At 73.6% G+C, this 13086-nt stretch carries 7 protein-coding genes; 1 reads left to right on the top strand and 6 read right to left on the bottom strand.

Features of this window, described 5'->3' with window-relative positions:
• Positions 1-110 precede the first annotated feature (110 nt).
• A complete protein-coding gene (locus tag ABZ721_RS18630; RefSeq protein ID WP_358789700.1) occupies positions 111-1157 on the bottom strand; it encodes an alpha/beta hydrolase in 1047 nt (348 codons plus the stop codon).
• Positions 1154-4093: an AAA family ATPase gene (locus ABZ721_RS18625; RefSeq protein ID WP_358789699.1), complete on the bottom strand. Its 2940-nt coding sequence runs from the start codon at positions 4091-4093 to the stop codon at positions 1154-1156. The genes ABZ721_RS18630 and ABZ721_RS18625 overlap by 4 nt, the downstream gene beginning before the upstream one ends.
• Before the next feature lie 327 nt (positions 4094-4420).
• On the opposite strand from ABZ721_RS18625, the gene ABZ721_RS18620 reads away from it, so the two are divergent.
• The gene (locus tag ABZ721_RS18620; protein WP_358789698.1) at positions 4421-6397 is read left to right on the top strand and encodes an FAD-dependent oxidoreductase; all 1977 of its coding nucleotides are present in this window, start codon (positions 4421-4423) and stop codon (positions 6395-6397) included.
• A 141-nt stretch (positions 6398-6538) separates the two neighbouring features.
• On the opposite strand, the gene lepB is transcribed toward ABZ721_RS18620, so the two are convergent.
• The 4 genes from lepB to ABZ721_RS18600 form a co-directional block, all read right to left on the bottom strand.
• The gene (gene lepB / locus ABZ721_RS18615; RefSeq protein WP_358789768.1) at positions 6539-7312 is read right to left on the bottom strand and encodes a signal peptidase I; all 774 of its coding nucleotides are present in this window, start codon (positions 7310-7312) and stop codon (positions 6539-6541) included.
• A gap of 247 nt (positions 7313-7559) precedes the next feature.
• Positions 7560-7850 (bottom strand): hypothetical protein, encoded by a 291-nt coding sequence (locus ABZ721_RS18610; protein ID WP_358789697.1) that lies wholly within the window; start codon positions 7848-7850, stop codon positions 7560-7562.
• 19 nt (positions 7851-7869) lie between these two features.
• A complete protein-coding gene (locus ABZ721_RS18605) occupies positions 7870-11748 on the bottom strand; it encodes a hypothetical protein (protein WP_358789696.1) in 3879 nt (1292 codons plus the stop codon).
• 457 nt (positions 11749-12205) lie between these two features.
• Positions 12206-12832, bottom strand: a complete 627-nt coding sequence (locus tag ABZ721_RS18600) for a lipoprotein (protein ID WP_358789695.1) — start codon at positions 12830-12832, stop codon at positions 12206-12208.
• Positions 12833-13086: the final 254 nt, after the last annotated feature.

Genomic DNA, 13086 nt, shown 5'->3' with positions numbered 1-13086 from the left:
GGCGCACGCATCAGTCGGTCGACTGGTCCGCACGTCACCCCGGGTGGTGGCCGTCCTGCCGGGCGGCGGTCCGGGGTCGGGCGGCGGTGGGCGGCCGGGGCGCGGCGCGCTCAGGCCAGCAGGCGTCGCAGGAAGGCGCTGCCCTGCTGGACGGCGGCGCGCGTCGGCGGGCTGTCGCGCAGGGCGGACAGCGACGCGAAGTCGTGCACGGTGCCCAGGAAGCGCAGCGCGGTCACCCCGACGCCCGCACGCCGCAGCCGCTGCGCGTACTGCTCGCCCTCGTCCCGCGCCACGTCGGCCTCCGCCGTGATCACCATCGCCGGTGGCAGGGCCGCGAGGTCCGCGAGGCTCGCCCGGAGCGGGGAGGCCGTCGGGTCGGCCTGCTCGCGGGGGTCGTCGGTGTACTGCTGCCAGTACCAGTGCAGTGCCTGCCGGGTCAGCAGGTAGCCGGTGGCGAAGCGCCGCTGGGAGGGGCTGTCGCAGCGGGCGTCGGTGAGCGGGTAGTACAGCAGCTGGGCGCGGATCCGCGGGCCGCCGCGGTGCTTGGCCACCATCGTCAGCGCCGTGGCCATGGTGGCGCCGACGCAGTCCCCGGCCACCGCCATGCGGTTCGTGTCCAGGCCGCCGAGCGCATCGGCCTGCCGCACCGTCCAGGTCAGCAGCGCGTAGCACTCCTCGATGGCCACCGGGTAGCGGGCCTCGGGGGTGCGGCTGTATTCGGGGACGAGCGCGGCCACCCTGGCGCCCAGCACCAGTTCGCTGACGAGTCCGGCATGGGTCTGCGCGTCCCCCAGCATCCACCGGCCCCCGTGCACGTACAGGACCACCGGCAGCGGGCCGCTGACGCCGGCCGGCCGCACGATCCAGAAACCCACCAGGCCGGACGGTCCCACCGGGGCCACCCGGAAGTCGGCTTCCACCGCGAAGTCCTCGATCGCGTGGCCCTGGGACTCCAGCAGGACCTGCCGGCCGTCGGCAGGGCCCAGGTCGTGCAGGAAGGGCGGCGCGGAGGACGCGTCGACCAGCCGTCGCACCAGAGGATCGAGCACGACGCCGGCCGGGCCGTCCCGGCCGGCCTCCGTGCCGGAGGTCGCGCCGAACTCGGCGCCGAACTCCGCGCCGGGGTTCGGGCCGAACGTCGGTGGCGTCCCGCTCATCGCTCGGCCGTCCCTGTGCGTCCCGTACGCCGCTCGATCACGTCCCGCAGCTGGTGGCGGCTGCTGATGCCGAGTTTGGGATACACGTTGTACAGGTGCGTGCCGATGGTGCGCGGGGACAGGAAAAGCTGTTCTGCGATCTCGCGGTTCGACAGGCCGTTCGCCGCCAGCCGCACGATCTGCTGCTGCTGGGCGGTCAGCTCCGCCAGCGGGGCGGCGGCGTGCGGGGCGACGGCCTGTGCGGCGACCGCCTTCGCCGCGACGGCCTGCGGGGTGGTGGCCGCCCCGCTCGCCCGCAGTTCGGCCAGGGCCTGCGCGGCGAGCCAGTGCGCGCCCAGCCCGGTGGCGGCCTCGATGACGGTGGCCAGCTGTTCGCGCGCTTCGAGAGGCCGGCGCTTCCTGCGCAGCCAGATCGCGTAGCTCATGCGGGCCAGGGCGCGTTCCATCGGCCACTGCTCCGCGCGCGGATTGACCACGGCGAGGCGGAAGTGCTGCTCGGTGTCGGCGTCCTGGTCCACCAGGGCGGCCGCCTGGTGCAGCAGCAGCGTCATGCGGGTGGTCGGCCGGCGGCCCTGGCTGGTGCGCACCGCCGCGAGGACCTGCGCCACGTCGTCCTGTCGCCCCAAACGCTGGGCGGCGGCGGCCAGGGCCGGGAGGCAGCGGCTGGAGAGGAGGGAGTGCACCGGGGTGCCGTCGGCGGCGAACAGGGACCGCACGTGGCGAAAGGCGCCCTCATGGTCCCCGCGGGCCAGGGCGGCCAGCCCGCGGGCCCGCAGCACCAGGGCCCAGGTGGCGCGGTTCTCGTCCAGGTTGACGGCGCACCAGTTCGGCCCGTTGAGCTCGTCCCCCGGCGTGCTGTCCCCACGCAGGGCGCCCAGGGTCACGCGCAGAGCCTCGAGATCCAACGCGAGGTACGTCATCTTGCGGACCGCGGCGAATGCCTGCGCCTCCGCGATCACCTCCTGCGCCTCGGCCCAGCGACCGGTGGCCAGCAGCACGTCCACCTGGACGGTGAACAGGTGCGCGACCGGTCCGACGGCCCCGGCCGCCCGCAGGGGCACGAAAAGCTGCCGCAGCAGGTCCGCGCACAGGTCCGACTCGTCCGCGAAGTAGGCGACGGCTCCCACCGCCACCATGCGGTGCAGCGTCGCCGGGTCATTGACGTCGGACAGCCGCGGCATCGCGGTCAGGGACTTCAGCAGGCCCACGGCGTGCGCGGCGGGGTCGCCGATCGCCGTGACGACGGCGCGCAGGGAGGCGGCGACGTCCTCCCGGAGGAGGTGGGGGTAGTGCGGTTCCGTCGTCCGGGGACCGGCGCCCCGGGCGTGGCCGGCCTCCGCAGCCCGGTCGAGCATCCCCGGCAGGGCGCGCAGGTGCTCCGCGAGCCCGGACTGATGGGCGATACCGCCGGCTACCGCGACCATGGCGGTGGCGGTGGTCCCGTCGAGCGGGGGGTGGCGCTGCCACGCGTCGGCCAGCAGGGAGAAGGCCTCGCGCTGGAAGGAGAACAGCGACAGCGCCCAGCCGGTGGCGCAGATGGCGACGTTCAGCAGTTCCGGGTCGCGGTTCACCGCGGCGAAGCTCGCGTACAGCTCGCGCACCCACGCCGGGTCGCCGAAGTCGTTCGCGGCCGTCAGTGCCTTCGCGAGGCGGCGGGCCCGGTCGTCATCGTGCGGGCTGAAGCGCGCGGCCTGCTCCAGGGCCTTCGCCGTGGCGTACAGGCCACCGCGCCGCTGGGCCAGCAGGGCGGTGGCCTCCAACGCCGCGGCCACCGTCTCGTCCGGGCCGATCGCCGCGCCGGCCCAGTGCCAGGCCTGGCGTGACGGCTGTCCGCCCAGCACGGCCGCCAGGTCCCGGTGGGCCTGCTGGCGGGCCTGCACGGGCTCGCGGTGGAAGGCCGCCGTGCGGATCAGCGGGTGCCGGAAGAGCACCCGGCCGTCGGCGACGGTGATCAGGCCCGCGCGCTCGGCCGGGGCCCACACGGCAAGGTCGCTGCCGGCGCCGAGGGCCGCCATGAGCGTCGTGAGTTCCTCGTGCGTCGACGCGGCGGCCGAGTACAGCAGCGCGCGCCGCGTCGCCGCCGGCAACGCGGCCAGCTGGGCGGCGAACATCTGCTGGATCCGCGAGGTCTGCGGCAGCCCGTCGCCCGCCGGCGCGTGGGCGCCTCCGGCGCGCAGCGCCCGGCACAGCTCGATGACGGCCAGCGGATTGCCTTGCGCCTGCTCCAGCAGGTCCAGCCGGGCGCCGCCGGTGGGCGCGCCGGGCTGCGCGTCCAGGAGCTGGGCCGCCGCCTGCGGCGCCAGCGGCCCGAGCGGCAGCATCGCAAGATCCGCGGGAAGGCCCGGTGGGGGAACCTCGCCGCGGGCCCCGAGCAGCACGGTGACGGGTTCCTCGGCGAAGCGGCGGGTCACGAACAACAGGACGTCCAGCGAGTCACGGTCGCAGGACTGGATGTCGTCGACGGCCAGCAGCACCGGGCCGGCCTGCGCGATGTGCCCGAGCAGCGTCAGCACGGCGACCCGGAACACCATGGGCGCGGCGGGCCGCGTCGGCGGCGCGAGCCCGAAGGCCACGCGCAGCGCGTCCCGCTGGTACTCGGGCAGGAACGCCAGGTCCCCCAGCACCGGCAGCAGCAGCTGGTGCAGCGCCGCGAAGGACTGCTGCATCTCCGTCTCGCAGCCGAGGGCGGCCAGCACGCGCGTGCCGGACCGTGCGGCCCGCTGGGTCGCGAGGTGCAGCAGCTCGGTCTTGCCGGTGCCGGCTTCGCCCAGCACCAGGAGGGACTGGGGCCGGTCGCGGCCGCGCTCGACGCATGCCACGATGCGGGCGATCTCCGCCGCGCGGCCGACCGGGAGCGCGGCGTCGGTCTCGGCGCCACCCGGTGCAGGGTCACGCGGCGGGGCGGCTGTCGTGCCGGGGGCCGCGCTGTCCGTCACCCGGATCCTCCACCTTCCGCCTTCGGCGCTCGACGCCGGCCGAGCCCACTTACTGCCCGGTAGCCTATCGCGCGACCGTGACGCGCCCGCGGGCGCTCCCGGCCGCTGCGGGGCAGGCCGCCCGGCGCCGCTCACGTCGCCCCCGGCGCTTGCCGTGAGCGCGTCGGTCGGGGGCCGGGGTGGGTTGTCGCTCCGCCGGAGCGAAGTGCGGCTGTGCGAAACCCAGTTCGTCAGCACGGACAGCCGGCGACGCACGTGCGAGTGATCCTTTCCCGCACGGGTGCGTTTGGGCCGTTCGGGTGCGGCCGGGCGGGCAACAGTGGGTTCATGATCATGGATCCCGATGCCCCTTCCGGAACCCCTGAGGACGCCGGTACTCCCGCTGCTCCCGACCAGCCCGCAGCGGCGCCCTCGCGCCAGCCCTCCCGTCGTACCGTCATCGCCGGCGCAGCCGCCATCGCCGGCGCCGGCGGGCTGACGGTCGCCGCCACGTCCGCCGACACCTCCCAGGCCGCCCCCGCCGGCGCCGCCGCCGGTTGGGACGCCTGCCGGACGATCGCCCGGGCCATCCTCGTCCGGGACGAGCAGGACCGCCCGCTCGTCCCGCGCTACGCCGACATCCTGCTGAAGAACGGCCTGCCCCGCTCCCGCCGCCCCGGCAGGAAGGTGCTGATCGTCGGCGCCGGACCGGCCGGCCTCACCGCCGCCCACCTGTTGCGCGAAGCCGGCCACCAGGTCACCGTCATCGAGGCCAACGCCAACCGCGTGGGCGGCAGGATCAAGACCTTCCGCACCGGCGGCCACGAGAACGCCACCCAGCCCTTCGCCGACCCCAAGCAGTACGCCGAGGCCGGCGCGATGCGCATCCCCGACAGCCACCCGCTGGTCACCGGGCTGATGGACAGCCTCGGCCTCAAGCGCCGACGCTTCCACCTGGTCGACGTGGACGCGGCCGGCCGCCCCGCCCAGCGGACGTGGATCTACGTCAACAACATCCGCGTCCGCCGCCGCGACTACGCGCGCGCCCCGCAGGAGCTCAACCGCTCCTTCGGCGTGCCGACGGCGTACGAGTCCGTGCCCGCCGCACAGATCGTCCGCGATGCCTTCGCCCCGGTCCGCCAGGAGATCGACGGCAAGCAGGACACCGAGCTCGTCGAGGGCTGGGCCCGGGTCGTCCAGCGCTACGGCCATATGTCGATGTACCGCTTCCTGACGGAGGAGGCCAAGCTCGACGAGCGGACCATCGATCTGATCGGCACCGTCGAGAACCTCACCTCCCGCCTGCACCTCGCCTTCATCCACAGCTTCATCGGCGCCTCGCTGATCAGCCCCGACACCGCCTTCTACGAACTGCCCGACGGCACCGCCACCCTGGCCGACGCGCTGTACGCCCGTGTCAAGGACCTCGTACGGCTCGACCGCCGGGCCACCCGCATCTCCCACGGCAAGGACGGCGTCACCGTCGAGACCGTCTCCGAGGGCCGCGGCGGCAGCCCCGTACGGCGCGAGACCTTCACCGCCGACACCGCCATCATCACCGTCCCCTTCTCCGGGCTGCGGCACATCCCCATCAGCCCGGCCCTGTCCTACGGCAAGCGGCGCGCCGTCACCGAGCTGCACTACGACGCCGCCACGAAGGTGCTGCTCGAATTCAGCCGCCGCTGGTGGGAGTTCGACGAGGCCGACTGGAAGCGCGAGCTCGAGGCCGTGCGTCCGGGCCTGTACCGCAAGTACCAGACCGGGCAGACCGTGGCGGACGGCACCCTGCTGGGCGCCCACCCCTCCGTGCCCGCAGGTCACATCTCCGCGGGCCAGCGCACCCACTACGCCGCCAGCCGCACGGTCACCCGCGACCAGCCCGAGGCCGCCGAGGTCATCGGCGGCGGCTCGGCCACCGACAACCCCAACCGCTTCATGTTCCAGCCCTCCTACCCCGTCGAAGGCAGCGCCGGCGGCGTCATCCTGGCGTCCTACAGCTGGTCGGACGACGCCCTGAAGTGGGACTCACTGGACGACGAGGAGCGCTACCCGCGCGCCCTGGCCGGGGTCCAGGAGGTGTTCGGGCAGCGCATCGAGGTGTTCTACACCGGGGTCGGCCGCACCCAGTCCTGGATGCGCGACCCCTACGCCTACGGGGAGGCGTCGGTGCTGCTGCCCGGCCAGCACACCGAGCTCTTCGAGCACGTCCGCACGGCCGAGGGCACCCTGCACTTCGCCGGATGCCACACCTCCATCAAGCCGGCGTGGATCGAAGGCGCCCTGGAATCCGCCGTGAGAACCGCCCTGGAGGTCCACACCGCCTAGCGACCGCACCCGGCCCGTCCCACCGCGCCGACTCGGCGGCGTGGTGGGACGGGTGGGACGGTGGGAGAGAACCGCGGGTCCGGTCGCCCTCCGCGGCTGTGGCCTTCGGCAGGGCCGACTCGCGGCCCTGGGGCGCGACGGCTATCCCACCTGTGCGTGGTCGGCGCGCTTCTGACGGTCCGCCCACCGCCGCCGCACCCAGTAGGCCATCGGCGCGGTGGCGACCGCTGCCAGGGCGTCCGGCCCCTGGAAGGTGCCCGGTACCGGCAGCGTCGCCCACCGGGTCACCGGCCAGGCGACCACGAAGGCCCGCCCGACTACGTTCTTGACCGGCACGAAGCCGTCCCCGGCGTGCTGCAGCTGGTGGTAGCGCGAGTCCTGGGAGCCGTTGCGATGGTCCCCCATCACCCACAGCATCCCCTGGGGCACCTTCACGGTCCCCACGGGATCATCCCCGCACGGTGTCGCCCCCGGGTAGATGTACGGCTCGTCCAGCGCCACCCCGTTGACCTTCACCGGCCCGCCGGCGTTGCACTCCACGGTGTCGCCGCCCACCGCGATCACCCGCTTGATCAGGTCCTTCTCATCCGCCGACGGCATCACCCCGATGAAACTCAGGGCCTGCTGCGTCCGCCGCACCACGGCGTTCTGCTGCTGGGCCGGCTGATCCTTCAGCCAGTCCCCCGGGTCGTGGAACACCACGACCTCCCCGCGCTCGGGCTTCGATCCGAACCACGGTGTCAGCTTGTCGACCAGCACCCGGTCGCCCACTTGCAAGGTGTTCTGCATCGACCCGGAGGGGATCGAGAACGCCTGCACGAAGAACGTCTTGATCCCCAGCGCCAGCACCAGCGCCACCCCGACCAGCAGCGGCCACTCCACCCACGCCGGCCGCCGGCCCGTGCGCGCCCGCACCGCCGTGCTCGTCCTCGCCACCCCTGACCCCCACCCGCCGCAGCCCGACCCGCCGACTACCCAACGAACGAGAGTTCCCGTCGACCGCACGCGGGCGGGGGAACCCCGGCGGGCTCGGACCGCTCCTCCTGTTCTGTCCGGCCGGCCGGACAGGATCGCGGGGCAGACCGGGCGCGGCGCCGGGAGCGCAGCAGTGCCCGGCGGAGGGTGTTCCGCCGGGCACTGCGCGTTCGTGTGGGCTCAGGTCCTAGTCTCCGACGAAGTACAGGTATCCCGATTTGCGGATGGCCACGTGGGCGGCCTCAAGGACCTGCCGGATCTTCGGCGTCACCTCGTTCGACGGGAGAGCGGACAGCTCGTCGACGAATCGGTAGAGCTGGTACGAGTTGAACATCGTGTCCCCGTGCTGCATCACCCCGCGCCGGAGACTGTCCTCCGGCGCCGTGCGGCACATCGTGCCGAAGGAATCCTCGGCATCATCGCCGATGAATTCGATCTGGTCGCGCCTGACGTCCCGGACGTAAATTCCCAGGCCCATCGCTGGATCATCTCCTCACCTAGGGAATCGGGTACATGGTGATCACGTCGCCCCATTTGCTGCAGACCAGCATGACGCGGCTGGTGGCTCGCGCCCCTTGCTGCGCCGACGTGACCCCGATGTTGGCGATCCCGCTGTCGAAGACGCGTTCGTAGTACTGGTTCGCGTTGGGCCCGGTCATCTGGGTCTCCAGGCCCTTCTGGAAGATGTGTTCCAGCTGTTCGTTGCTCAGGTCCGACCGGAAGAGCCCCTTGGTGTAGTCGGTCATCCCCCCACCGGGGAAGTGATAGTCGCGCAGGTCGTCGATGGCCCGCTCGTCCAGCTCCGGGAATTCGAAGCCGCACGGCAGCGGCCACGGCACCCCGCCACTCGCCTGGACCGTCCTGGCCGATGCGCTGACCGTGTTCTTGCCGACCGTCTTGGGCTTGGTCGGGCAGGAGGGGGCTTCCGGGTCCTTCTTCAGCTTCTCCAGGAGCTTCCTGAATTCCTTCAGGACGCGCTTGCCCCGTGCGGATGCCTCGAAGAACTCGGCGATGCCCAAGGTGACCCGCGTGATGGCGACACTGAGGGCCGGGAGTTTGGCCACGAGGACGGCGAGGCTGAGGGCGTTGACCGCCGTCCACAGGCACGCTTCGATGTCCCCTTCGCTGAAGCAGGCCTTGGCGTCGGTGTAGCCGATCACGTCGAGGAGGATCGCCCCGCCGTTGGCCTTGACCCAGTCCAGCACGTCCTTGCCGGCGAGTCCCAGCGCCTCCTTCCACTCGTCCACACACGTCTGGCCGCACTGCTTGCGCAGCAGCGCTTCGTCGTCACTGCTCAGCGGCGCCCCGGTGTCCGGTCCGCCGGCGTCCACGCGCGCCTTGCGCTGCTCCTCCAGCCGCTTCTTCGCGGCTTCCTCGGCCCGCGTGGCGGCCTGGTCGGCCTCCGTGGCGCTTTGCTGGGCGTTGGCGGCGGCGGTCTCGGCCGCGGTGGCGTCCCGCTCCGCCGCAGCGGCCACGAGGCCGGCCTGCGAGGCGTCGGCTTCGGCGGCGTTGGCCGCACCGCGGGCTCCCGCGGCGTCCTTCTCCGCCTCCGTCGCCGCGTTGCGGGCTGCGGCGGCTTCGCCTTCCGCGGTGGTGGCCGCGGAGTCCGCCGCCGCGGCGTCGGCCTTGGCCTGCAGGTCGTACTGGGTGGCGTTGTTCGCGGCCTTCACCGTGGCGGCCGCGTCGACTGCCGCTGCCGCGGCGGACACGCGCGCCTGCTTCACCGACAGGGCCGCCTTGGCGGCCTGCGCCGCGGCGGTCGCGGCGGCTTCGGCGGCGAGCTTGGCGTCGGCACCGGCCCGGGCGGCGGCGGCCTTGGCGGCCTGCGAGGCCTTCTCGGCCTCCTCGGCCTTGACCTGGGCGGCGGCGGCCTGCTGCTCCGACAGGGTCTTGGCGCTCTGCCCGACCAGGACGGCCATGCCGGCCGAAGCGTCGATCTCCTTGTAGGGGGTGCCCAGCGAGATCGCTTCATTGGCCGGGTTGATGACCGCCGTGGCAGCATCGCTGGCTGCGGTCGCGGCCTGGGCCGCGGCGAACGCGTACCCGGCGGTCACCGCGCTTTCGATCAGAGCCTGCTTGGCCTCCGATCCGGCCACGGCCGCGTCGGCCTTGGCCTTGAGCGCCTCCGCGGCGGCAATCCGCGCGAACGCCTCGGCCGCCCGAACGTTCTGGGCCGCCTGTTGGGAGGCGTTGATGGCGTCGGCTGCCGCGGCGTGCGCCAGCGTGGCCTGTGCGTGGGTGGTGGCCGCAGCCGCCTGGGCGCCGTCGGACGCCGCCCGGGAGCGGCTGGCCGCAGCGGTGGCCTCGGTGGCCGCCTTGCGGGCGGCGATCGCCGCGGTACCGGCGGCGTTGGCCGCCGACCGGGCCCGGCCGGCGGCCCCGGCCGCGTCGTTCGCGGCCGTCCGGGCCTCCGTCGCGGCGGTGCGTGCGGCGGCGGCGTCGGCGGTGCCTTGCGCTGCGGCGGCCGCGGCTTCGAACGCGGACGCCCGGGAGGCGGCGGCGTCCTTGCGCCGTTCGGCGAGGACCGCGCTGTCGCGGGCGGCAGCCGCCTGGCTCTCCGCGACCAGCGCGGAGCCCAGCTTGCTGCTGGCGGTGGCCCCGGCGGTCTGCGCCCGCTCCAGTGCGGCGGCCGCTGCGGTCCGTTCGCTCTGCGCCCGGGTCTCGGCCGCCGCGGCCTTGGCCCGTTCGGTGTCGGCCCGCTGACGTGCCGCGGCGGCCGCGGCACCCTCGGCCTTGGCCGTCAGCAGTTTCGCGTGGGCCACGTCCGCCGAGGCCTTGGCCTTGGCTTCCGCGGCCTCGCCGCGGACCCGGGCGGCCTTGGCCGTCGCCGCGTTCTTGGCCGCCGCGGTGGCCTGGGCGGCGGCGGCCGTGGCCGCCGCGGTGGCCTGCGCCGCACTCTCCTGGGCGGCGGCCCGCCGGTACTGCGCCTCCAGCGCGTTCGCCTCGGCCCGAGCCTGGGAGAACAGCGCGCCGCTGTCGGCCACGGTGGCCTTCGACGCGAGCAGCGCGGTGCTGGCGGCCTTGTACGCGGCCTCGGCCCCTGCCGCCGAGGCCTTGGTCACCTGCGCCGACTGCTGCGCGTACTGCAGACCGCGTCCGCGCGGCGCGCCGGCCGCGGCGGCGACCTTGGCGGCCTCCGTCTGCGCCACGTCGACCTTGGCCGCCTGTGCCTTCGCGGAGTCCGTGTACTTCTTCGCCAGTGCGATCTGTGCGGTGATCCGGGTCTGGGTGTTCTTCAGCTCGGTGTCGGTCTTGAGCTTCTCGGCGGCCGTCGGCTTCCAGGTCGGACCCTTCTTCCGCTGCCAGGACAACACCTCCTCGGCGACCCAGGCCTGACCGACCGCCTCGACCATCGCGTACGAGGCGTTCCACATGTCGTTGTACGCCTGCGCCTCGGCCGCGGTGATCGCGTCGCGGAACGTGGCCTGGCCGTCGCGTTCGGCCTTCCACTCGGCGCGCGCGGTGTCCACCACGTTGTCCATGACCCGGTAGGGGTCGGCCGGATTCTCCGGATCGCAGTTGGACCAGCGGATCTTGAGCGCCTCGACCTCGGTGCGGAACTCGACCGAGTCCGGCACCGGGGCGACCTTGGCGAAGCCGCCGGACTGCAGGAACATCCGCGCGTCGTCGGCGGACATGCCGACCGACAGGTCCGTCAGCTTGCCGGCGGAACCGCCCAGGGTCTTGGCCAGCTCGGTCTGGAACTTGTCGAGCGCCGTGAAGTACGCGTCACTGCCCTTCGTGGCCTCGATGATGCTCGAGACCCGCGCCTTCGCCTCGGCACCGGCCCGCGGCACCAGGTCCGCGAACACGGCCCCGCTCGTGCGGTCGTGCGAGTTCCGTCGGAAGGTCCGCGTCGCGGTGTCGAACTCCGGCGCGTTGGCGTGGTGCTCGAAGGCGTTGATCTGCGTCAGCCAGCGGGTCTGCTGCTCGGTGTTGAACCCGGGCGGCGGCGGGGCGGTCGCCCAGTCCTTGTCGTTGGCGAGGTCGATGGGGGTCAGGCCCGCGCTGTTCTGCGTCACCGCCTTCCGCCGGTCCGCGTCGGTGCCCGCGAGGGCGGTCAGCGCCGTGCTCTTCACCAGCGGGCCGCCACTGTGCAGGACGTGGCCGACCCGGCACGCATCCGCCCGCGACTGCTCGGCAACCGTCGAGCTGGGCGTCCAGGTGTTCCAGTTGTTCGTGTCGGGCTTGCCGAAGTTGGTCCAGATGCTCCACTCGGGCCAGGGCCCCCACTGCAGGTCCGGCAACCCGGGCGGTGCGCCCTGGACTGCCGACCGCACCGCCGTGGAGCGTTCGGCAGCCGAGACCTGTCCCGCCACCGCACTCGCGTCGGCGGTGGAGGCGAGCAGCGACAGCGTGGTCGCCGCCGCGGTCACCGCGAGTATCCGTTTGACTGTCCGGTGGACCGTTCCCGGTCTCGCCCGTCGCGTTGTCCTCATACGTCCTTGTTCTCCTGGTGGTTGGTGCGCGCGGAGCCGACGGGCTGGTCGTGTCGGCGCCGCCTGTCCCGGAGCCGATGCCGGTGCCGCAGCGCACGCCGAGGTCACGGGGCGCGCCGCGGGGGCAGGGGTCCGGAAGAATGCGGGCTCCCCTGCGGGCGGGGGAGCGGTACGTGCCGGTGGGGCACTCGGTGCGGCCCGGGGCCGCGGCAGGGCTGCGGGCGCTGTCCGCCACGGCGACGGCATCGCCGGCGGGCAGGTGGGGGCGTGCCGATCGCGGTGCAGGGGCGCGGTGCGAGCGGACCGGTCGACGTGCGCCGCGCGAGCGCCGCTCCGCGCCGAGGGCGATGGGGCTGCCGGGTGCGGGGGGACGGGCTGCGGGCCGGCGGACTGGTTACGCGGGCGGTGGAGTGACGGCCAGGCTGTTCTTGGCGAGTTCGTAGGCGGGCAGCAACTTCTGGTGCTCGGCGGTGTCGAGGCCGCCCAGGTGCAGGACCACCGTCCCCTGCGGAGTGGCCACGGCCAGGGCCCGCTCCCGCCGGGGCTGGTCCGGCTCGAGGCCCACGCCCAGATAGGTGGTCTCCGCCGCGGTCAACGTGCCGGCGGCGACCTGGCGATCATGACGGTCGCTGATGTTCTTGTCCCCGGCGAGGAACGCGTCCAGCACCTGACGGGGGCTGCTTCCGGACGTGGGCCCGCTCCACACCCGCAGGAACCCGACCAGCCCCGACGGCTTCGCGTCGATTTCGCACACCAACGTGACCGGGCCCTGCTGGAACCCTCCGCTGGGGTCCCCGCCGTTGGTCACGGGCTTCGCCCTCCAGGCTGCCGGGAGGGCGAACGACACCGGCATGGTGCACGGTGTCCCCCCGCTGCCGACGTTTCCCGCTTTGAGAGACGGCTCGGTCCCGTCCCGCCAGACGTCGTCCGCTGACGACGTCGAGCCCGAACCGGAGGAACAGCCCGTCAGCACACTCAGCAAGGCAGCCACACATGCCGCAGCCCTCACCGATTTCCGCATTCCACTACCCCCGCCGACTGCGCACAACCACGCAGTTCGTGGTCAAGCCGCGCCAACCTAACTGGCACCCCTGACCGGGTCAACCTCCCCCGGGCGGGCCGCTTTCGCCACCCGGAGCCGGTGACCCCACCGTCGAACTCCCTCTGAGGGCAGCGCAATCGCCCCCATTTCCCGGCGGGCCGCTCAGCGGTCGGCGATCCCCCTTCGAAGGTCCGTACGGCGGGAACGACCGCCGCCGAAAACGCCTCGGACGC

The organism is Streptomyces sp. NPDC006733 (assembly GCF_040636125.1).
Taxonomy (GTDB): domain Bacteria; phylum Actinomycetota; class Actinomycetes; order Streptomycetales; family Streptomycetaceae; genus Actinacidiphila.
Note: the sequence above shows the minus strand (reverse complement) of the source record. Positions and strands in the feature narration are given on the sequence as shown.